The 18,920-nt window shown below is 57.2% G+C and carries 23 protein-coding genes and 1 tRNA gene; 16 read left to right on the forward strand and 8 right to left on the reverse strand.

All coding sequences use genetic code 11. The features are described 5' to 3' along the window. Positions 1 to 60: 60 nt before the first annotated feature. The 7 genes from rpoD (at position 61) to ribD (ending at position 5,782) form a co-directional block, all read left to right on the forward strand. A complete protein-coding gene (gene rpoD, locus ACR0DH_RS06150) occupies positions 61 to 2,049 on the forward strand; it encodes an RNA polymerase sigma factor RpoD (RefSeq protein WP_480547831.1) in 1,989 nt (662 codons plus the stop codon). Positions 2,050 to 2,199: 150 nt separating this feature from the next. Further along, on the forward strand, positions 2,200 to 2,637 hold the full coding sequence (locus ACR0DH_RS06155) for a thiol-disulfide oxidoreductase DCC family protein (RefSeq protein WP_480547832.1): 438 nt from the start codon (positions 2,200 to 2,202) through the stop codon (positions 2,635 to 2,637). Positions 2,638 to 2,642: 5 nt separating this feature from the next. Continuing rightward, positions 2,643 to 3,185, forward strand: coding sequence for a DUF4166 domain-containing protein (locus tag ACR0DH_RS06160; RefSeq protein ID WP_480547833.1), 543 nt, complete (start codon positions 2,643 to 2,645; stop codon positions 3,183 to 3,185). A 77-nt stretch (positions 3,186 to 3,262) separates the two neighbouring features. After that, a complete protein-coding gene (locus tag ACR0DH_RS06165) occupies positions 3,263 to 3,661 on the forward strand; it encodes a hypothetical protein (protein WP_480547834.1) in 399 nt (132 codons plus the stop codon). Between the two features lie 20 nt (positions 3,662 to 3,681). Beyond that, positions 3,682 to 4,095 (forward strand): secondary thiamine-phosphate synthase enzyme YjbQ, encoded by a 414-nt coding sequence (locus tag ACR0DH_RS06170; RefSeq protein ID WP_480547835.1) that lies wholly within the window; start codon positions 3,682 to 3,684, stop codon positions 4,093 to 4,095. Positions 4,096 to 4,214: 119 nt separating this feature from the next. Next, positions 4,215 to 4,685, forward strand: a complete 471-nt coding sequence (gene nrdR, locus ACR0DH_RS06175) for a transcriptional regulator NrdR (RefSeq protein WP_050602693.1) — start codon at positions 4,215 to 4,217, stop codon at positions 4,683 to 4,685. Next, positions 4,682 to 5,782, forward strand: coding sequence for a bifunctional diaminohydroxyphosphoribosylaminopyrimidine deaminase/5-amino-6-(5-phosphoribosylamino)uracil reductase RibD (gene ribD, locus ACR0DH_RS06180; protein ID WP_480540973.1), 1,101 nt, complete (start codon positions 4,682 to 4,684; stop codon positions 5,780 to 5,782). Before nrdR ends, ribD begins: the two co-directional genes overlap by 4 nt. A 1-nt stretch (position 5,783) precedes the next feature. Here the strand turns inward: ribD and ACR0DH_RS06185 are convergent, their stop codons facing one another. The 3 genes from ACR0DH_RS06185 to ACR0DH_RS06195 all read right to left on the reverse strand — a co-directional run bounded on the left by ACR0DH_RS06185 (position 5,784) and on the right by ACR0DH_RS06195 (position 10,302). Next, positions 5,784 to 7,784, reverse strand: coding sequence for a capsular polysaccharide biosynthesis protein (locus ACR0DH_RS06185; RefSeq protein WP_480547836.1), 2,001 nt, complete (start codon positions 7,782 to 7,784; stop codon positions 5,784 to 5,786). Between the two features lie 3 nt (positions 7,785 to 7,787). After that, positions 7,788 to 8,921: a polysaccharide biosynthesis/export family protein gene (locus tag ACR0DH_RS06190; protein WP_480547837.1), complete on the reverse strand. Its 1,134-nt coding sequence runs from the start codon at positions 8,919 to 8,921 to the stop codon at positions 7,788 to 7,790. Positions 8,922 to 9,003: 82 nt separating this feature from the next. Beyond that, positions 9,004 to 10,302, reverse strand: coding sequence for a capsule biosynthesis protein (locus ACR0DH_RS06195; RefSeq protein WP_480547838.1), 1,299 nt, complete (start codon positions 10,300 to 10,302; stop codon positions 9,004 to 9,006). Positions 10,303 to 10,464: 162 nt separating this feature from the next. Between ACR0DH_RS06195 and ACR0DH_RS06200 the strand changes: the two genes are divergently transcribed. The 6 genes from ACR0DH_RS06200 (at position 10,465) to ACR0DH_RS06225 (ending at position 14,505) form a co-directional block, all read left to right on the forward strand. After that, the gene (locus ACR0DH_RS06200; RefSeq protein ID WP_480547839.1) at positions 10,465 to 11,052 is read left to right on the forward strand and encodes a riboflavin synthase; all 588 of its coding nucleotides are present in this window, start codon (positions 10,465 to 10,467) and stop codon (positions 11,050 to 11,052) included. Positions 11,053 to 11,160: 108 nt separating this feature from the next. Then, a complete protein-coding gene (ribB, locus tag ACR0DH_RS06205) occupies positions 11,161 to 12,282 on the forward strand; it encodes a 3,4-dihydroxy-2-butanone-4-phosphate synthase (RefSeq protein ID WP_480547840.1) in 1,122 nt (373 codons plus the stop codon). Between the two features lie 2 nt (positions 12,283 to 12,284). Next, on the forward strand, positions 12,285 to 12,836 hold the full coding sequence (locus ACR0DH_RS06210; protein ID WP_480540983.1) for a 6,7-dimethyl-8-ribityllumazine synthase: 552 nt from the start codon (positions 12,285 to 12,287) through the stop codon (positions 12,834 to 12,836). After that, complete coding sequence (gene nusB / locus ACR0DH_RS06215; RefSeq protein ID WP_480547841.1) at positions 12,833 to 13,315, forward strand: transcription antitermination factor NusB; 483 nt, start codon at positions 12,833 to 12,835, stop codon at positions 13,313 to 13,315. Before ACR0DH_RS06210 ends, nusB begins: the two co-directional genes overlap by 4 nt. 59 nt (positions 13,316 to 13,374) lie before the next feature. After that, the gene (locus ACR0DH_RS06220; RefSeq protein WP_480547842.1) at positions 13,375 to 13,680 is read left to right on the forward strand and encodes a hypothetical protein; all 306 of its coding nucleotides are present in this window, start codon (positions 13,375 to 13,377) and stop codon (positions 13,678 to 13,680) included. A gap of 369 nt (positions 13,681 to 14,049) precedes the next feature. After that, positions 14,050 to 14,505, forward strand: coding sequence for a DUF3592 domain-containing protein (locus tag ACR0DH_RS06225; protein WP_480547843.1), 456 nt, complete (start codon positions 14,050 to 14,052; stop codon positions 14,503 to 14,505). A 476-nt stretch (positions 14,506 to 14,981) separates the two neighbouring features. Here ACR0DH_RS06225 and ACR0DH_RS06230 read toward each other — a convergent pair whose 3' ends face one another. Both ACR0DH_RS06230 and ACR0DH_RS06235 read right to left on the reverse strand, forming a co-directional pair. After that, positions 14,982 to 15,407 (reverse strand): SRPBCC family protein, encoded by a 426-nt coding sequence (locus ACR0DH_RS06230; protein WP_480547844.1) that lies wholly within the window; start codon positions 15,405 to 15,407, stop codon positions 14,982 to 14,984. Continuing rightward, positions 15,404 to 15,724 (reverse strand): ArsR/SmtB family transcription factor, encoded by a 321-nt coding sequence (locus tag ACR0DH_RS06235; RefSeq protein ID WP_480547845.1) that lies wholly within the window; start codon positions 15,722 to 15,724, stop codon positions 15,404 to 15,406. The genes ACR0DH_RS06230 and ACR0DH_RS06235 overlap by 4 nt, the downstream gene beginning before the upstream one ends. A gap of 112 nt (positions 15,725 to 15,836) precedes the next feature. Here ACR0DH_RS06235 and ACR0DH_RS06240 point away from each other — a divergent pair, with 112 nt between their 5' ends. Continuing rightward, the gene (locus ACR0DH_RS06240) at positions 15,837 to 16,268 is read left to right on the forward strand and encodes an MmcB family DNA repair protein (protein WP_480547846.1); all 432 of its coding nucleotides are present in this window, start codon (positions 15,837 to 15,839) and stop codon (positions 16,266 to 16,268) included. Positions 16,269 to 16,274: 6 nt separating this feature from the next. On the opposite strand, the gene ACR0DH_RS06245 is transcribed toward ACR0DH_RS06240, so the two are convergent. Then, positions 16,275 to 16,463, reverse strand: coding sequence for a DUF6324 family protein (locus tag ACR0DH_RS06245; protein WP_170532508.1), 189 nt, complete (start codon positions 16,461 to 16,463; stop codon positions 16,275 to 16,277). Between the two features lie 77 nt (positions 16,464 to 16,540). Between ACR0DH_RS06245 and ACR0DH_RS06250 the strand changes: the two genes are divergently transcribed. Both ACR0DH_RS06250 and ACR0DH_RS06255 read left to right on the forward strand, forming a co-directional pair. Continuing rightward, positions 16,541 to 17,023, forward strand: a complete 483-nt coding sequence (locus tag ACR0DH_RS06250; protein WP_480547847.1) for an N-acetyltransferase family protein — start codon at positions 16,541 to 16,543, stop codon at positions 17,021 to 17,023. 47 nt (positions 17,024 to 17,070) lie between these two features. After that, a tRNA-His gene (locus ACR0DH_RS06255) sits at positions 17,071 to 17,147 on the forward strand. 81 nt (positions 17,148 to 17,228) lie between these two features. On the opposite strand, the gene ACR0DH_RS06260 is transcribed toward ACR0DH_RS06255, so the two are convergent. Beyond that, complete coding sequence (locus ACR0DH_RS06260; protein WP_480547848.1) at positions 17,229 to 18,035, reverse strand: ABC transporter permease; 807 nt, start codon at positions 18,033 to 18,035, stop codon at positions 17,229 to 17,231. Next, positions 18,032 to 18,919, reverse strand: a complete 888-nt coding sequence (locus ACR0DH_RS06265; protein WP_170532514.1) for an ABC transporter permease subunit — start codon at positions 18,917 to 18,919, stop codon at positions 18,032 to 18,034. Before ACR0DH_RS06265 ends, ACR0DH_RS06260 begins: the two co-directional genes overlap by 4 nt. Position 18,920 lies beyond the last annotated feature (1 nt).

Below are 18,920 nucleotides of genomic sequence, written 5' to 3' on the forward strand. Positions count from 1 at the left end.
TCACTTTCACGCGCTAATGATTCGGTTCCAACGAATCACCCATCCCTGCAGGAGCATTGAATGGCCGCCAAGGATACAAACGAAGATCGCAAATCCGACGAGCAGGAACAGGAAATCTCGCTGGACATGAGCCAGGCCAACGTCAAGAAGATGATCGCCGAGGCCCGCGAGAAAGGTTACATCACTTACGATCAGCTCAATCAGGTTCTGCCGCCTGATCAGGTCAGCTCGGAACAGATCGAAGACGTGATGTCGATGCTGTCCGAAATGGGCATCAACATCATCGAAGATGAAGAGGCCGAGGAAGAAGAAAACAAAGGCTCGACCGAACTGACCACGACAGACAGCAACCGTGAGGTCGCGCTGGCCGGTGCCGCCACCGAAAAACTGGACCGTACCGACGATCCCGTCCGCATGTATCTGCGTGAGATGGGCAGCGTCGAGTTGCTGAGCCGCGAGGGCGAGATTGCCATCGCCAAGCGGATCGAGGCAGGTCGAAACACGATGATCGCAGGGCTCTGCGAAAGCCCGCTGACCTTCCAGGCGATCACCATCTGGCATGATGAATTGCTGTCCGAAGACATTTTGCTGCGCGACGTCATCGATCTGGAAACCACCTTTGGCAACCAGTTGGACGAGGACGGCGATGTTGAGGAACCCGTCGTTGATACCGCTGTAGTACAGGCTGCCAAGCCAAAAGAAGATACTGGCCCGGAACTGGATGCGGACGGTAACCCGATCGCCAATGACGACGATGATGACGAAGACGATCAGGCCAACATGTCGCTGGCCGCTATGGAAGCGGCGCTGAAAGATCAGGTTCTGACCACGCTGGAGCGAATCTCGACCGACTTTGCGATGTTGTCGGAAATGCAGGACAGCCGGATTTCGGCCACCCTGAATGAAGACGGCACGTTCAGCGCCAAGGACGAAGAGACTTATCAGAAGTTGCGGTCCGAAATTGTTGAGCTCGTGAATGGCCTTCACCTGCACAACAACCGGATCGAGGCGCTTATTGACCAGCTTTACGGCATCAACCGCCGCGTCATGTCGCTGGACAGCTCGATGGTGAAACTGGCGGATCAGGCGCGGATCAACCGTCGTGAATTCATCGACGCCTATCGTGGTCGCGAATTGGATCCGAACTGGATGGCGGATATGGCCGAAAAGCCAGGCCGGGGCTGGCAGATGTTCATCGAACGCTCGACCGACAAGGTGGAAGAACTGCGCAACGATATGGCTCAGGTCGGTCAGTATGTCGGTCTTGATATCTCAGAATTCCGCCGCATCGTACAGCAGGTTCAGAAGGGCGAAAAAGAGGCGCGGCAGGCCAAGAAAGAAATGGTTGAGGCCAACCTGCGTCTGGTGATTTCGATTGCCAAAAAGTACACGAATCGCGGCCTGCAATTTCTTGATCTTATTCAGGAAGGCAACATCGGGCTGATGAAGGCGGTAGACAAGTTCGAATACCGCCGGGGCTATAAGTTCTCGACCTATGCGACATGGTGGATTCGCCAGGCGATCACACGCTCCATCGCTGATCAGGCGCGGACCATCCGTATTCCGGTTCACATGATCGAGACGATCAACAAGCTGGTTCGGACCGGTCGCCAGATGCTGCACGAGATCGGTCGCGAACCGACGCCCGAAGAACTGGCCGAAAAGCTGCAGATGCCGCTGGAGAAGGTCCGCAAGGTGATGAAAATCGCCAAGGAGCCGATCAGCCTAGAAACACCCATCGGCGACGAGGAAGACAGCCAGTTGGGCGATTTCATCGAAGACAAGAATGCCGTGCTGCCACTGGACAGCGCCATTCAGGAAAACCTCAAGGAAACGACCACTCGGGTTCTGGCCTCGCTCACTCCGCGTGAAGAGCGCGTTCTGCGGATGCGCTTTGGCATTGGGATGAATACGGACCACACACTGGAAGAGGTGGGTCAGCAGTTCAGCGTAACGCGCGAACGAATCCGTCAGATTGAGGCGAAGGCGCTGCGGAAACTGAAACATCCCAGCCGGTCGCGAAAACTGCGATCATTCCTGGATCAGTAAAGTGAAAGGCGCCGGGCACACGGCGCCTTTTTTCTTTGTCCGTCAGTTGAGTCCGAGCGGGAACGTTCGGTTTTCTTTCATGTCGCATTGCCCAGCAGTAAGATGCATGACACCGTTACCTTGCGCGGTTTGACTGAGAGAAACCAATCTATGCAAGCGTCTGAAATTTCAAATGAATGGGATGCTGGAAACCTGATCGTCTTCGATGGGGAATGCGTTTTGTGTTCCAGTTTCTTTCGGTTCATGCTGCGGCATGACCGGGCGCATGTGTTTCAGTTTGCGACGGCGCAATCACCTTTAGGGCAAAGGCTGTACCGACAGCTTGATCTGCCGACACAGGATTTCGAGACCAATCTGGTGATCATCAACCAAAAGGTGCATCAGCGCCTGGATGCGTTTGCCGCGGCGATGGCGCAGCTACGGGGCCCTTGGCGCGCCATGTCGCTATGCCGCTATCTTCCGCGCCTCATCAAAGACCCGCTCTATCACGCCATCGCGCGCAATCGCTATGCGATCTTTGGACGGACGGACAGTTGCATGGTTCCGGATGCAGAGGTTCGGTCACGTTTTGCGACGCAGGGGTTCTGACGCGAATGGACCCGTTTCTGCAGGCGTTGCCGCCGCAATCAGACCTGCCACAAGCAGTGCAGATCTTGCATAGCGACCCGGGCGTTTATGAGGGGCGCTGCAATGTTCAGCGGGGGCAGGGGCGTTTAGTGAGCTTTATATTAAACTTTGCCGGGTTTCCTCGGACCGGACATGACGTACCGGTTCGGATGACGGTGGTACGCGACGGTCAGCATTGGTTTTGGATCCGTGAATTTGCGGGCCATGTCACGCGCTCTCGCGTGTGTTATGACCCCAAGACGGGGTGCGTGCGAGAGAGGTTCGGCCTTGTGTCCATCTGGCTGAAACCCGTGATTGTTGAGGACAAGTTGCAGATCGACATCCAACGTTTGGCTCTGTTGGGGCTGCCCGTACCGACCATTCTTTTGCCGCGCTCGTCGACGTTCGAGATGCAGGATGATCGGGGAAGGTACGTCTTTGATGTGTCCGCTGAGGCCCCATTTCTTGGGCTGCTAATCCGATATCACGGCTGGCTGACGCCTGTTCACGACGCAGATGAAATCGACTAAATTGATCGTGAACCCAGCAGCTATTGGTCCACCGGGGCCTATCTTAAGCCCATAGGCAACAACGAAAAGATAAAACGATGAAACAGACGATCTTATTTGCACTGTCGGTGGCTGCAACCCTTGGCTTGGCGGCTGAGACAAGTGCGGCGCCGAACGGGTATCGGACCGAGCCGATCAACAGCACCGATTTCGAAGTCATACCGCGCGCTCAACAATTCACAGATGGCTATTGGTGCGCGGCGGCAGATTTTGCGCGTCGAAAGCTGGGCTTGGGCTGGCAAGACCGCATTTATGTTCTGCGTGGCTATGGCCCCAGCGTCACCACCGGACGCAGAACAGCGGTACAGTTTACAATCAAAGAGCCATCAGAGACCCCAGTACAACCCAGCTTTGTCTTATCAAGCTTTGCCGTAGGCTCCAGCATGTCCGTCCAAGGGGCAAATGCGAAATGCGATATCCGCCCGTTCTTTAGATAATAAGGTCTGAGCCAGTTTCGATGCAGACTGAATTCACGATGCAAACTCAAGGGGCAGGCCTCTATGAATTCACCGACAACGTGCATCGCTGGCTTGGCCCATCTTTGAGGGATGGCGTTCTGACGCTGTTCGTGCGCCATACTTCATGTTCGCTGCTGATACAGGAGAACGCTGACCCCGAAGTTCAGACCGATCTGAAGGCTTTTTTTGAAAGGCTGGTGCCGCCCTCGGATCATCCGGCGATGTCGTATCTGCGCCATACCTATGAAGGGCCGGATGATATGCCCGCGCATATAAAATCCGCGCTTATGCCCGTCTCACTGTCGATCCCTGTCTCGGCGGGTCGCATGTCTCTTGGGACATGGCAGGGGATTTATCTCTTCGAACACCGCTCTGCACCGCATTGTCGCTCGATCGCAGCGCATCTTGGGTAACCCTTTATCTAGGGGTTGAAAATTCCGACTACCCAAATCCTAGCGGCTGCCCTATAGTTGTGGATAAGTAAGCCGAAGTGCTTACAAAAGAGGCCGAACAAGGGACGAGGAGACGGCGGATGCGCTGCCCGTTTTGCGGAAATATCGACACTCAGGTGAAAGATTCACGCCCGGCAGAGGATCACGTTGCGATCCGCCGACGCCGGTTTTGCCCGGCCTGCGGGGGCCGGTTTACCACCTACGAACGCGTGCAACTGCGCGATCTGGTTGTGATCAAGACCAACGGAAAACGCGAAGATTTCGACCGCGACAAGCTGGAGCGTTCGATCCGTATCTCGATGCAGAAACGGCCCGTTGATCCCGAACGGATCGATCAGATGATCTCGGGCATCGTGCGCCGGCTGGAAAGCATGGGCGACACCGATATTCCGTCCAACAAAATCGGCGAGATCGTCATGGAAGCTCTGGCGCGGATCGACACCGTTGCCTATGTTCGCTTTGCAAGCGTGTACAAGAATTTCCAGGCGGCCGATGATTTCGAGGAGTTTGTCCACGAGTTGCGCCCGCCGCAACCTCCGACGGACGAGTGAGCGAAACAGATAAGCGATTTATGGCGCTGGCCCTGTCATTGGGGCAGCGTGGTCAAGGGTCGTGTTGGCCCAACCCGGCTGTCGGGTGCGTTATCGTGCGCGAAGGGCGCATTGTTGGGCGGGGCTGGACCCAACCGGGCGGGCGTCCCCACGCCGAACCTGTTGCATTGGCGCAGGCCGGATCGGCCGCCAAAGGCGCCACGGCCTATGTAACGCTGGAACCTTGTTCCCATCATGGCAAAACCCCCCCCTGCGCGACCGCTTTGATCGAGGCCGGGGTGTCGCGCGTCGTGGCCGCGCTTGAGGACAGCGACCCGCGTGTGTCAGGGCAGGGTTTCGCGATGCTGCGTGAGGCCGGGATCGAGGTCGATACAGGTGTTTTGGCCGATCAGGCCGCGCAGGAGCTGGCCGGTTTTTTTCTGAAAACGGAACAGAGCCGTCCCTTTGTCACCCTGAAACTGGCCAGCAGTTTCGATGGGCGGATTGCAACGCAAACCGGCCATAGCCAGTGGATCACAGGCCCAACCGCCCGCCGCGCTGTGCACGCAATGCGCGCGCGCCATGATGCGGTGATGGTTGGCGCAGGAACGGCGCGTGCGGATGACCCCTCGCTGACAGTGCGGGATTTGGGCGTCTTACATCAGCCCGCACGGATTGTCGTATCGCGCCATCTGGATTTACCTCTGATGGGCCAATTGGCACGCACGGCTAAGGATATTCCCGTCTGGATATGCCATGGTCCGAGCCCCGATCCGGATCGCGCTCGCACGTGGGAAGGGCTGGGCGCCCGTCTGATCCCTTGCGCGCTGCGGGATCACCATATCGATGCAACCGATCTGTTGCTGCAATTGGGTCAGGCCGGTCTAACGCGGGTGTTCTGCGAAGGCGGTGCGGCCCTTGCCGCATCACTGCTTGAGGCGGACATGGTGGATGAACTGGTCGGTTTCACCGCTGGTCTGACCATTGGCGCCGAAGGGCTTGCTGCGGTCGGCCGATTGGGTCTTGAGACACTTGAGGCCGCACCACGGTTTGAACTGATCGAAACACGCACGATTGGTCCGGATATCCTGCACCGCTGGCGACGATCCACACAGTGACTTAGCGCCATAAGCGCGCATGCGTGGCAAAAACACCCTGCAGTTTTGACAGAAGGCGGTTCAGCGGTCCTGTTGCTGCTGGTACGCCATCCGCCAGACGCTCAACCGCGACTTCGACGGGGCAGGGTTGCCCTGTCAGCGGGTCCATATAGCGCGGATAGTCTATCAGCGTTGCGTGAACCAAGCCCATCAGCGATGGCCGTGCGCCCCTACGCGCCGGGACCGTACCAAGATCATGAGTCAGACCCCATCCGGCATAAAAAGGTGCACCCAATGTCGTGACCTTGACGCCACGAAGCAGGGCCTCGAACCCCAGCAGCGAGGTCATGGTCCAGACCGCTTGCACATGCGGCAGTAGCGAGGCCGGATCGCAATCGTCCAGAATCAGATCGGCCAGACCTTCAGCCTCAATCTTGCCCTCTCGCAGCCCCGCCTGGACGTCTGGGTGGGGTTTGTAGACTAAGACGGCGTCCGGATTCGCATCCCTCGCGGCGCGCAGCAGTTCAAGATTGGTGCGAATGTTGCTGGTGCCCAACAGGATTGAGGCGTCGTCCTCCACCTGCCCAGGCACCAGAATGCGACGCCCCTCGGGCAAGGTCGGAGCTGGTTGTCCGATGTTGTATTTGCTGAGACCACCCGAGAGCAACTGCGCCACCAAATGCTCTGCTCGCAGTTCCTGATCTGGACGCAATGTCTCGCGTTCGGAAATCAGTTCTTCCAAACGGCTCGGGCACGTGGGGTCATAGTAAATTCCCAGATCATCGGTCACCAGCGACAGGGGAGGGATCAGCTCTGCGCCCAACCCGCGTGAACGCAAAAAACCGTCTTCAACGCGAATGACCCGTTCGATATCTCTCGATTGACTGGCCCAGACCATATGCGGCTGATCGGGGGCCGTCGGCATAGTGGTTTTGAATTGAACCTTGCGATGTCTGCCGAACATCTGTTGAAGATGTTTGCGCTTCCACAGCCGCATGCCCGAGGCTGTCCAGCCAAGCCGATCCTGACGCCAGGCGCGGGTCGTGGCCTCCAGCGTGTCGAGAACGGTTTCCAACTCGCACAACCTATCGCGATAGGGGTCGTACCATGTGGGATAGAGCAGCATGGCCGCTGCAAATAGCTGCGCGCGCGTCAGGTTCCGGGATCGGCGCGAGATTGGCACCTCATCTTGGGTCAAACCCCAACCGGCATAAAAGGGCTGCCCGAAAACGCGGGGTTTATGACCGGCCAGGATTGCCTCGAACCCGAGTTGCGAGGACAACGTGTAGACCCCAACCGCCCCATCCAACAAAGTCCACGGGCTGTGCGCATCGTGCAAAAACGAGACACGATCAGAGAGGTCCTGATCAGTGAAGTATCCCGGACGATGGCCCGCTTGTGTTTCAGGATGTGCTTTGATCAGGACGCGCGCGCCCGGGTTCTCCTCCTGCGCGATCACCAGCATTTCGCGGAACCTGGCATAGTCGCCTCCGCTCGCCGTAACGGCGGCATCACCCTGCGTTTGATCAACGACCAGAACATAGCCGGGATCAGGCGCCGCGATGTCAGTGTCAAAAGCCGAGTACTTGCTGAGATGCAGGTCCTTTATCCGCGCAATAGCACCGCGTGCGCGGTTTATCAGCGCCGTATCGTCCAGCGGGTGGGTCGCCAGGAGCGTTTCAAGGTCCGATGGGGTGGACGGGTCGAAATGCAGCTCGGTTTGATCCAGTAGTAACCCCAAAGGTGCCTCGCCCGCGCGCCCGGGATGGAGAGAGCGTAGAAACGCGTCTTCGACCCTCAGGATCGGGGTGCCGTATTTTTCGGCTATGCTCAGGCCGCGATGGGCGGTTGGGCTGTTGCCCCAGACCCCAACGGTATCGCCCTGTTTGGGCAGGCCAAGGCGCATGTCATAGCCGGCCAATGACAGGATGCGCCGTATGCGACGGTTGGTCAGAAAACCCCCATTATAAACAAACAGCCGAGTGCGATCTGCCCCGGCTGCTGTGTCCGCTTCTGGATACACGGGTTAGTTTCCGGTCAGTGTAGCGACGTTTGCGACCGGTGTAAGACCACCCGCAATAAGCGAGATCGATTTGCTCCACTGCGCATAGGGGGCTTCGGTCACATAGATCGTGTCATCATCGCGGATGACAAAGTCGCGGGCAATGAACAGACCGTTGGGCGCGGTCAGATTCAGCAAGTAGATCATGCGCTGATCCCCTTGCAAACCCGCACGACCTGTTACGCTGCGGGCGATGTCCTGACCTTCTTTCCGAAGGATGAAAATCCCTGTCGGATCCGAGGAGAGACCTTGCAAACCACCCACCTGCGCCAGCGCTTCCAGCGCCGATAGATCCTGACTGTCAAACGCAATCCGCGATTGTCCGCCCGTCGCACCCAGCGCGATGTAAGAGCGGCTGTCAGCCTCAACCAGGATGCGGTCACCACCGCGCAGGGCGACATCGAGATTGGGGTTTTTGAACAGGTCTTCATACCAAACGGTGCCTTTCTGGTCTCCTCGAATCAGGGTCACCAGTGCGATGTCCGATCCAACAGCTACCCCCCCCGCCTGGGACAACATACCCAGCAAGGTGCGAGTCGGACGTTCGATCGGGTAAATACCGGGCGCGCCGATTGTGCCAGTCAGCGAAACCGTCGAACCGTCACCGGCAACGCGCCGCACTTCGACTTGTGGATCAGGGGTCTGTTCTTTCAGCTCGTTTGTAATCAGCACACGCAGTTGTTCTGGCGTATTGCCTGCCGCGCGCAAGCGCCCGGCATAAGGGACGAAAATGAACCCGTCACTGTCGACCTGAACCTCTTCCAAGGCGGTGGCGGCACCGGTTTCGCCCGACAGCAAGCCATCATCCACGTTTTCCCAAACCGTCAGGCCCAGAACGTCACCGGGGCGCACGGTATCTGCCGCAACACTCGATGCGCTGCGGAAGGATGAGGAAAACCCAAATTGCGGGATGCTGGACGTGGCTTTGGTGACGCGGTCATCCACTTCGACCACGAAGGCGTTACCACCATTTTCGACCGATCCGGCCAAAATCTCTGATTTATTCGGTCCGGATTTGGGAAGCTGGCACGCGGCAAGAAGGCCGCAAAGAGCCAAAATGGTAACTCCCCGTCGTGCTCGGGTAGAAAAGCGCTGCACTGCCTCTGATCCTCAAACTTCTTTTTTGTTGGGGGCAAAGTACCCCGATTGGGCAGCAACATCCAGCAGAGGATGCCTTATTTCATTCGACAAGTCGCAACTGTGGCGTGCGTGCCTCGTTGTTTTTCAACACCGCCTGATAGGGGTCATGAGCACGCAGGACCATATCTGCCGCGCGTCGCAGTAATTGTCGGCGTCCCCTTCGCGAATAAAATCCGCCGGGAACTTGGCTGGTTTCAAGAAGGAACTGACGGTAGATGCGATAGGCTTTTGCATCCGGCATTTCGGGTTCGGCAAAAAACTCATCAATCGGCTGCTGAGAGACAAATTCGGGCTTATCGTACACTGATCTGCCGAAAATCCGCAGCGGAATGCCCCGCCACAGTACCTGCTGACCTGCGGTTGAATTGATGGTGACGGCCGAGTTCGCTTCATCCAGCAATTTGGCCAGTTTGCCACCGGGGACGTAATGAACGCGACCCTCGATCCCGTACTTGCGGCACAGATCGCGGACTCGGCGGCGCAGCGGTTCGCGGTGGTTTTCCAGCGGGTGTTCCTTGATCACCAAGCGGTGATGGCCCGGTGCACCCTTGGCGAAGCCTTCGACCATCTGTTCCAGAAACGCACTCATGCTATTGTAGTCGGAATGCGATTGGACCGAGCTGTCGTGACCCAGTTGAAGCAGTACCAAATGGTATGGGAACGCGCCGCGGCGTACCCGCAAAGTGGACCAGCCGCGCTGGAGCCGGTGAAACGGCATCAGGGCCAAGCGCTTGAAATACAGTTTGAATTCCTTGGCGACCGAAAGATCACGATGTGGGCGGAAGTTGCGGTAGCGGCGGTTCATGAACAGAACGAACCAATGGTATAGCGCGCCATAAAAGATGTGCTGGCGCATATCTCCCCAATGTGACGGTGGAGGCGGAGATGCCGTATCAGACTGCTCGAGCGCCTGATGCATTTCCGCGACATCCAGTGACATCAGTTGAGAGTTTCCGTTGGACCCCCAACGCTCATAAGTCACCCACCAGGGCCGCAGATACCCTTCCTCGAAGACATGGATCGTTATGCCACGGGATCGCGCGATTTCAACGGCGCGGGCATGAACCGGGCGTGTGTCACCGTACAGAACGATATCGGTTACGTCCTTGCGGATGATCAGATCGATCAGCGTTTCAGGCCAAAGTTCTGGCTTGTCGCGAAACGGAATATAGGTGGATGTGTCAGACCAGAACGCCCGATCCCCGGCATTGAACCCGACCCGCCAGACCTGCGCGCCGGCCTCTTGCAGCATACGCCCCAGCGCGCTGAAGAATGGGCCATGTGGCCCCTGTAGGAACAGAAAGACGCGATCGCTTGATGGGGTGGCAGAGTGGGTCATCCTCGTCATCTTATCCAATCTTCTGGGCGAAACTATGCCTGATTGTCTCAGTTTTTTACTCATTTATGCCTTAATTTAGCTGCCGGTCCTTGCCCACGCTTGGTGAAGGTCGTACCCCAGCGAATAAAGTCAGGATCAGGTTAGGGATCGAGGGTTAACAGAATGTTTACAGGGATCGTCACGGATATCGGCACCGTTACCGAGTTAGAGCAGCAAGGCGATCTACGAGCGCGCATTCAGACAGCCTATGAAACCGCTGGCATTGATATCGGTGCCTCTATTGCCAGCGACGGTGTCTGCCTGACAGTGATTGCACTGGGCGATGACTGGTATGATGTGCAAGTCAGCGCCGAGACGGTGTCGAAAACAAATCTGGACAGCTGGACGCCTGGCAAACGTGTCAACCTGGAACGCGCTCTGAAGGTTGGCGACGAACTGGGTGGCCATATCGTTTCGGGCCATGTGGATGGCGTGGCCGAGGTTGTAGCGGTTCAGGATGAGGGCGACAGCACGCGGGTCACATTGCGCGCGCCCAAGGAATTGGCACGCTTCATAGCCCCCAAAGGGTCGGTTGCGCTGAACGGAACATCTCTGACCGTGAACGATGTTGAGGGGTGCGAATTTGGCATCAACTTTATCCCTCATACCAAAGAAGTGACCACCTGGGGCGATGTCACCGTTGGGGATCAGGTCAACCTTGAGATCGACACGCTGGCCCGCTATGTCGCGCGCCTGGCCGAGATGTCCTGAGGCAAATATTCGTCGCGTCCTGACCCGTGCACGCCGTTTGCGCTCTGGCCTTTGGGCGCGGTGTGGTCTATCCCGCGTTGCAGAAATGCTCTTGTGAAAGGCTGCCCCATGAGCTTTGAAACCCCCGGTCCGGTCGAGGCCCAGCTGCGCGATGCGATCAGCCCGATTGAGGAGATCATCGAAGAGGCGCGCAAAGGCCGGATGTATATACTTGTCGATCACGAGGATCGCGAAAACGAAGGCGATTTGGTGATTGCCGCTGAATTCGCGGATGCCGAGGCGATCAATTTCATGGCCACCCATGGGCGCGGGCTGATCTGTCTGCCGATGACGGCGGAAAGGATCGACAATCTGGGCCTGCCGATGATGGCGGTGAACAATTCATCGCGTCACGAAACTGCGTTCACCGTCTCGATTGAAGCGCGCGAGGGAGTTTCGACGGGTATCTCTGCCGCCGACAGGGCGCTGACCGTGGCCACCGCGATCAACGAACAGAATACGATGGCCCATATTGCCACCCCGGGCCACATCTTCCCGCTGCGGGCCAAGCGGGGCGGGGTGCTGGTGCGCGCAGGCCATACTGAGGCTGCTGTCGATATCTCGCGCCTGGCGGGGCTGAACCCGTCGGGCGTGATCTGTGAGATCATGAAGGCTGACGGCACCATGGCGCGCCTGCCGGATCTGGTCGAATTCGCGCAAGAACATGATATGAAGATCGGCACCATCAGTGATCTGATCGCGTACCGGTCGCGCAATGATAATCTGGTGGTTGAAACCTCACGCGAAACCGTAACCTCGGAATATGGCGGCGAATGGGAAATGCGCCTGTTCACCGATCAGCTTTACGGCATCGAGCATGTCGTCATGATCAAAGGTGACATCACCACGCCTGAGCCCGTTTTGACCCGCACCCACGCTTTGCACGAAGCGCCGGATATTCTGGGCCTCGGACCCAAATCTTCGCGCGAATTGCCGCGCGCGATGGAGAAGATCGCGGAAGAGGGTCGGGGGGTCGTCTGCCTGTTCCGCCAGCCGCGCAATTCGCTCTATGCGGTCGAAGATGAAGGCCCGCGCACCATCAAGCAAACGGGTCTCGGGTCTCAGATCCTGTCCAAGCTGGGCGTTCAGGAACTGGTTCTGCTGACAGATTCACCTGAAACCGTATATCTGGGGCTCGACGCGTTTGGCTTGTCCATCGTCGGCACCCGCTCGATCCTGAAGGAAGACTGATCATGGCTGCTCAAGACGAACATGGCATCCTGCCGACACCCAAATTTGACAAGCCGGTGAAACTGCTGATCGTGGCGGCCCCGTTCTATCGCGCCATTGCCGACAATCTGATCGCAGGTGCTAAGGCTGAAATCGAAGCGGCAGGTGGCACTTTCGAAGTTGTCGAGGTTCCCGGCGCGCTGGAAATACCAACCGCCATCGCCATGGCTGATCGCCAGTGCAATTTCGATGGTTATGTTGCACTGGGTTGTGTCATTCGGGGCGAGACCACGCATTATGAAACCGTCTGCAACGACTCCAGCCGCGCCATTCAGCTGATGGGTCTTCAAGGCCTGCTGATCGGCAACGGTATCCTGACGGTTGAAAACAACGAACAGGCCGAAGTCCGCGCCAACCCCGAAAAGATGAACAAAGGCGGCGGAGCGGCTGCTGCGGCCTTGCATCTGATCGCACTCGGCCGTAAGTGGGGCTCTTCCAAAAAGGGCGTGGGCTTCAAGCCGCCGTCCGAGTCCATCCTTGTGGCGGGCGACAGCAACGGATCCACGACAGTATGACCCACACAGATGCGCCGAAACCGGCCAACCAGAAACGCCTGATGAAATCCGCCGCCCGGCTTTATGCCGTGCAGGCGCTGTTCCAGATGGAGCAATCGGGGCAGACCACTGAGGCGGTCGTGAATGAGTTTCTGGATCACCGGTTCGGTGCCGTCTATGAGGGCGAGGAAATGCTGGACGGCGATATCAGCGTCTTCCGGTCGCTGGTCGACAATGCGGTGAACTATCAAGCGCCAATTGATCAGATGACGGACCGTGCGCTGGTTGCGAAATGGCCGATTGCTCGGATTGACCCGACCTTGCGGGCGCTGTTCCGCGCGGCAGGTGCCGAGCTGACCCAAAGCGATACGCCGCCCAAAGTGGTCATCACTGAATTCGTCGACGTGGCGCGCGCCTTTTTCCCAGACGGCAAAGAGCCCAAATTCGTCAACGCCGTGCTGGATCACATGGCGCGCGAGGCCCAGCCCGAGGCGTTCTGACGCCTTTACCGCAGGCTGAGAGGCGCTAGACTCACGTCCGTAGCGCAAGGAGGTCTGCCATGCCCAAATTGATCCGTTTGTATATCACGCAGGTTGCCTGGGGGTTCGTTATCTCGGCGGTGTTTGTCGGGGTGTTACTGGTCTTCAACGTGGCCAATCTGCGCAGCCTGATGATCGGATCGGATGTCGGTCTGATCGCGTTGCTGATGATCTGGTTCATGAACGGGATCGTCTTTGCGGGTGTCCAGTTTGGCTACAAGATCATGTGCATGGCCGAGAAGCCCAAAGGCCCACGCGGGGGCACGCCGGCCGTACATGAAATTGAGCCGGTCGTGATCAAGCAAGAGGCGAGTGTTTCACGCTGAATCGGGTGTTAGGCCAGATCACCCGGAGCCCCTCATGATCTTTCTGATCGAGAGGTAACGATGGCACTGGAATTGTCCGTTCTGAGCCCAAATTACCCTATGCCGCGACCCGAACGAATGTCGGTGAAACGTGTGAAAGCAGACCGTGGACGCGCTGGTGACAACAGAAAAGGTGACATGATGCTGTGTCAAAGGCTGTTGTGCGGCGTTCTCGAATGCGAATCTCGGTGAAGTGAAGGCGATCAGGCAAGATCAGCGGTCATCATTGTCAAAATATAACCCAACAAACTCAAGATGCCTCAAAATAGCCTTCAAAGTACTGCAGCCCTTGCCACGTCCATGGCGTATACACGACCCTGAGGAGCATTCATGTTTAAACGATACCGGCTGAAGGCGCTTGAATATCTGTTCTATGTGATGGCGGGCATTGCTGCTGTCGAGTTGATACGAATCCAGTCAACTCAACCCGATAGGGCCAATGATCTGATAGCGATTATCTTCATGCTGGTTGGTACCGGCATCTTGTTGCCCCGGATCATTGCCTATGCGCGTTGGCAGACCGTAACTGCCAAAGTAAGCGCATATAAGAGTGATTGGGATGGCGATCGATCTGCCTCTTACAGTTATGAATTCCGCAACCAAACGTATCGAGGTAGCATTCGTTCGCTTCACGGTGGACCGACGCATTCCAGTCTGCAAGTATCCGTGAACCCGTCGGCTCCCTCGGTCAAATATGCAGTTTTGGGGAACGTTTGGTTTGTTGGAGCGGCCATGCTCGGCGTTGGTATATTCGTTATTCTGAGTGAGCAGAACATCTTTGGGTGACATCCAAAGAGACGCCCCCTACACATTTCCGGGTCGATGTGTCCAAAATGCAAACACCGCGCTTGGCGCCGTACGCAGCGTCCGCTGGACACGCTAAGCGGACTGCGTTCGCCGATGTGTGAACGGCAGCTTCGTCCCGAAAGCGGTTGTTGAAGTAGGAAGTACCAGGCGATCAGAGTGGAATCGTTGAACCTGTCGCTAATTCAGCCTGAAATCCGAGCCCTAAGAGGCGAACGTGAGTGGCGTTCTTAGCCAGTTCTGGAATGCGGCGGGACCACCAGTCAACCGTGCGGTTTGATTCCCGAGGACCTGTATGTACAGGTGGGCGCCAGATAATCAGGCCAGGACCTGAACAGAGCCAGCCCCCTCGGAATTGCTTAAGGCCACCAGAATGCTACCAGTCACAAGAAGGGCAGAACCCGCCAAGCGCTTAGTTAGGGCGTCGGGCGGGTTCGTACAAGGGGTTTGTCGACAGATCAAGCGTCGACCGGCTCGTGCAGGGCAGCGCGCATCTTGCCGAAATGCTCGTCCCAGCCATTGTCCAGCGCCAGGATCAGGCCAAAGGCCTCGGCGGTTTGGGGCAGGCCTTCATGTAGCAGGCTCAAGCGTGTGCCACCCGCTACGGGTGTCAGGGTCCATTTGACTACGCTGACAGCGTCGCCCATCGGTTTGACGGTGAACGTGTATTCCAGATATTCTGGCGCGCGCGCTTCCCGGACTTCACCCCAGATCAGCAGATCGCCGCTGGTGGTTCCGAACATCTCAAGCTTCTGGCCTTTGGCCAGTTTTCGTTCGGGTTTGTGAAACCACTCGGCAAGCCGTTCGGGCTCGGTCAGGTAGGCCCAGACCGTGTCCGGCTCGGCCCGCAGGAAAATGGATTTTTGCAACACAGCATTGCTCATTTGTTTTTCCTTTCAATTGCTTCTTTAAGAGAGCTAAGGCGATCATCCCAGAACTGGTCAAAATAGCTGAACCAGTCCAGAACAGGCGCCATGCCCTGTGGTTCTATTCGGTTGATGCGTTCCCGGCCGCGAGCTTCCACCGTGATCAACCCGCCATCAGACAGGACTGTCAGGTGCTTTTTCACGGCGGCGCGGGTCATGTCGAACCGGTCGGTCAACTGGCCGATCGTCATGTCCTCGGACGCCAGCAGTTTGACGATGTCTCGACGGGTTGGATCGGCCAGCGCACGAAACGCGTTTTGAGTTAGGTTCTCCATCGGTGCCTCATAAGTAGTACCTTTCGGTGTCATATTTATTGAGTACCAAAAGGTATCATGTCAAGCCTGGATCTGTGCTTTACATTTGTTCACTGATTGTTCACATTTTCTCATGACCTTGGATTTGCAACCTGGACAGAAACTCGCACGCGGCGTCGCGCGCCACCTTGCGGCGCATGGGTTTGTTTCTGTTGAGGAATTCGTGCCAGCCCGTGGTTTGCGGGTCGATGTTATGGGGCTGGGCCCCAAAGGTGAGCTTTGGGTGATCGAGTGCAAGTCCGGCCGCGCGGACTATCAGTCAGACGCAAAGTGGCAGGGGTATCTGGAGTGGTGTGATCGATTCTTTTGGGCTGTCGATACCGATTTCCCGACGGAATTACTGCCGCAGGAAACCGGTCTGATCATTGCCGATGCCTATGATGCCGAGATCATTCGAATGGCGCCCGAGGACAAACTGGCCCCGGCGCGGCGTAAGAAGATGATCCAGAAATTTGCAACCGATGCGGCACGGCGTCTGCACATGCTGCGTGATCCACGACTTTAGAAAGGCTCAGGTTCCGACGGCGCGAGCGGCTTGCGCTGCGGCGCGAATTTCTTCGGCGATTTCTTCGGCTTCTTCCGGGTCGAAATCCATCGGGACTTCAAGGCCATCAGCCTCGATGAACAGACGCACCATACCCTGATCAGTTGGGCCGATCTGCAGGTTGGCCTGAATGTCGCGTTCGGTGTTGATACCCATATTCGCCTCCGGGACTGAGCGTTTGTGCTAGCGTGCAAAGGGTTGAGAATCAAGCCGCCTTTGCGTTCAGATAGGGTATGGATGATGTAGTTCTCAGATCGTTTCGGGCCGATGATGCGCCCTGGCTGGTCGAACGTCACGGCACGCTTTATGCACGTGATGAAGGGTTTGATGACAGTTTTGCTCCGTTGGTGGCAAGCATCCTTCGAGAGTTCATTGCGGACCATGATCCATCCTGCGAACGCGGTTGGATCGCTGAGCGTGTAGGTGAAAGGCTGGGCAGTATCTTCTGTGTCAGGCTGGATGCACAGACTGCGAAACTGCGGCTGTTCCTGTTGGTGCCTGAGGCGCGCGGGCTGGGGTTGGGCAAGCGTCTTTTGGAGACCTGTATGGGCTTTGCCAAGCGGGCCGGATACCAGCAAATGCAGCTGTGGACCCATGAAAGCCACCGTGCGGCCTGTGCGCTGTATCGGGCCAATGGATGGCAGCTTACGGGTAGCAAACAGGTGCATTCTTTTGGGGTCGATCTTGTCGAGCAAAGCTGGAAAATTCAGCTTTAATCCTCTTGCAATCCCTGGACGCGTTCGGTACATCGCCCTTCACGAGTGCCGCCTTAGCTCAGTTGGTTAGAGCGCTGGATTGTGGATCCAGAGGTCCCCTGTTCAAGCCAGGGAGGCGGTACCAAATCCCCAACATAGCAATCGAATAGATGAGCTATTGTGGCGTGATCAAACCTGTTTGATCTGCTGAACGTCGCGCGCGGGATCAGCGCGCGAGGTTCAGTCTGAATTTCATCTTGCTTTGTCTTGCGGCCGGCAGATGGCGGTTCAGGCGCTTGTTCACCTGCCCAAAGGCCCACACGATGACTAGGGTCAACAGGATGAAATAAAAGGCCAAAATCGGGTAGGGCACAAACGGGTTGAAGGTTTTGTCCGCAAAATAGCTGGCATAGTACAAGGCGTCTCCGCGCTGCTGCCAGGCCGGGAAGGCCGAGAAAAAGACCAGCGTTGTAGACTGGAACACAAAGATCGCTTCGTTTGTGTAGGCGGGCCAGGCCAGCCGCAGCATGGTCGGCCAGACGATGCGGCGGAACCGCGCCCAGCCGGACATGCCATAGGCATCGGCAGCCTCAAGATCGCCCTTGGGGATCGAGCGCAGCGCGCCATAGAAGATCTCACCCGAATAGGCGGAGGTGTTCAGGAACAGTACGATAAGCGCCCCCAGCCAGGCCGAGGTGAACGCGTCGAACATCGGATAGGGTTTCTTCAACGACAGGAAGAAGAAATAGGCAAAGAAGAACTGGATGAACAGCGGCGAGCCCCTGAACAGAAAGATGAACCATTCGGACGGTTTGCGCAGCCATTTGTTGGGTGATGCTTTTCCGACCGCCAGTGCGGTGGCCAGAAAGAAACCCGTGACCATTGCCATGATGCCGAAATAGATATTCCAGATCATGCCTGAACCGATCAGGGTGAAGTGCTCGCACAGGGTAAAGTCAGTTTTGGGCAGAAGCCGTTCGCCATAGCCCAGAGACCGCAGGCCGTAATCTTGAATAGTTTGCAAGCAGCTCATGCCGTGGTCTCCTTGCGCAGAAGCTCTCCGCCCGAAGTGGCCTGACCATGCGACAAACGGCGCATCAGTTTCTCCAGCCCGATCTCAGACACACGGGTCATGCCAAGGTAAAAGACCAGCAGGGCCAGAAAGTACCACATGCGCCAGTCGCCATGAGGGTAGTCGGTGAAGCGCGATGTCTTGGTGCCACCCAGTTCGCGGGCCCAATAGACGATGTCTTCGACTCCCAGCAAGAACAGCAGCGGCGTGGCCTTGATCAGAACCATCCAAAGGTTTGACAGGCCGGGCAGAGCGTAGACCCACATTTGCGGCACAAGGATGCGCCAAAAGGTCTGGCTGCGGGTCATGCCATAGGCCTCGGCCGTTTCCAGCTGCGCATGTGGCACGGCGCGCATTCCGCCGAACAGGACATTGGCAGCGAAAGCGCCAAACACGATAGAGAATGTGATCACTGCAAGGAAGAAGCCGTAGGTCTCATGCACCCATTCTGGCGAGGTCCCAAGCGGCAGCTTGGCGGCCTGACACACCAGAAAATCGTTGCCCTGACGGATCGGATCTGTCCAGTCCGGGCAGAGGATCTTGTGGCGGATCCATTCAAACCCCTGATCCAGAGCGATGACGAAGAACAGGAAAAAGGCAATGTCGGGCACGCCGCGCACAATCGCGATATAAGCCTTGCCCAGCCAACTGAGAGGTAGAAAGTGCGACCGTGCGGCCATCGCGCCTGCAAAGCCAAAGCCGAGCGCGACGGGCGCAGTCACGGCCAGCAAGGCCAGAACCTTGATGAAAGACAGGTAGAACGACCAGTGGACGCCATTGGTCAAATAGCACGAGAACCAGCGGAACGTGCCCAGCGTGTCAGGATCAGCGCAGTAGGAGAACATA

The sequence above is a fragment of the Ruegeria sp. I1 genome (assembly GCF_056532675.1).

What these genes read in the sequence shown, in the direction of transcription:
- ACR0DH_RS06225 (WP_480547843.1), top strand. Translation starts at nt 14,050, where the DNA reads ATGTTTAAACGATACCGGCTGAAGGCGCTTGAATATCTGTTCTATGTG.
- ACR0DH_RS06200 (WP_480547839.1), top strand. Translation starts at nt 10,465, where the DNA reads ATGTTTACAGGGATCGTCACGGATATCGGCACCGTTACCGAGTTAGAG.
- ribB (WP_480547840.1), top strand. Translation starts at nt 11,161, where the DNA reads ATGAGCTTTGAAACCCCCGGTCCGGTCGAGGCCCAGCTGCGCGATGCG.
- ACR0DH_RS06160 (WP_480547833.1), top strand. Translation starts at nt 2,643, where the DNA reads ATGGACCCGTTTCTGCAGGCGTTGCCGCCGCAATCAGACCTGCCACAA.
- ACR0DH_RS06210 (WP_480540983.1), top strand. Translation starts at nt 12,285, where the DNA reads ATGGCTGCTCAAGACGAACATGGCATCCTGCCGACACCCAAATTTGAC.
- nusB (WP_480547841.1), top strand. Translation starts at nt 12,833, where the DNA reads ATGACCCACACAGATGCGCCGAAACCGGCCAACCAGAAACGCCTGATG.
- ACR0DH_RS06235 (WP_480547845.1), bottom strand. Translation starts at nt 15,724, where the DNA reads ATGGAGAACCTAACTCAAAACGCGTTTCGTGCGCTGGCCGATCCAACC.
- ACR0DH_RS06250 (WP_480547847.1), top strand. Translation starts at nt 16,541, where the DNA reads ATGGATGATGTAGTTCTCAGATCGTTTCGGGCCGATGATGCGCCCTGG.
- rpoD (WP_480547831.1), top strand. Translation starts at nt 61, where the DNA reads ATGGCCGCCAAGGATACAAACGAAGATCGCAAATCCGACGAGCAGGAA.
- ACR0DH_RS06155 (WP_480547832.1), top strand. Translation starts at nt 2,200, where the DNA reads ATGCAAGCGTCTGAAATTTCAAATGAATGGGATGCTGGAAACCTGATC.
- ACR0DH_RS06265 (WP_170532514.1), bottom strand. Translation starts at nt 18,919, where the DNA reads ATGTTCTCCTACTGCGCTGATCCTGACACGCTGGGCACGTTCCGCTGG.
- ACR0DH_RS06195 (WP_480547838.1), bottom strand. Translation starts at nt 10,302, where the DNA reads ATGACCCACTCTGCCACCCCATCAAGCGATCGCGTCTTTCTGTTCCTA.
- ACR0DH_RS06240 (WP_480547846.1), top strand. Translation starts at nt 15,837, where the DNA reads ATGACCTTGGATTTGCAACCTGGACAGAAACTCGCACGCGGCGTCGCG.
- ACR0DH_RS06245 (WP_170532508.1), bottom strand. Translation starts at nt 16,463, where the DNA reads ATGGGTATCAACACCGAACGCGACATTCAGGCCAACCTGCAGATCGGC.
- ACR0DH_RS06230 (WP_480547844.1), bottom strand. Translation starts at nt 15,407, where the DNA reads ATGAGCAATGCTGTGTTGCAAAAATCCATTTTCCTGCGGGCCGAGCCG.
- ACR0DH_RS06165 (WP_480547834.1), top strand. Translation starts at nt 3,263, where the DNA reads ATGAAACAGACGATCTTATTTGCACTGTCGGTGGCTGCAACCCTTGGC.
- ACR0DH_RS06170 (WP_480547835.1), top strand. Translation starts at nt 3,682, where the DNA reads ATGCAGACTGAATTCACGATGCAAACTCAAGGGGCAGGCCTCTATGAA.
- ACR0DH_RS06220 (WP_480547842.1), top strand. Translation starts at nt 13,375, where the DNA reads ATGCCCAAATTGATCCGTTTGTATATCACGCAGGTTGCCTGGGGGTTC.
- ACR0DH_RS06260 (WP_480547848.1), bottom strand. Translation starts at nt 18,035, where the DNA reads ATGAGCTGCTTGCAAACTATTCAAGATTACGGCCTGCGGTCTCTGGGC.
- nrdR (WP_050602693.1), top strand. Translation starts at nt 4,215, where the DNA reads ATGCGCTGCCCGTTTTGCGGAAATATCGACACTCAGGTGAAAGATTCA.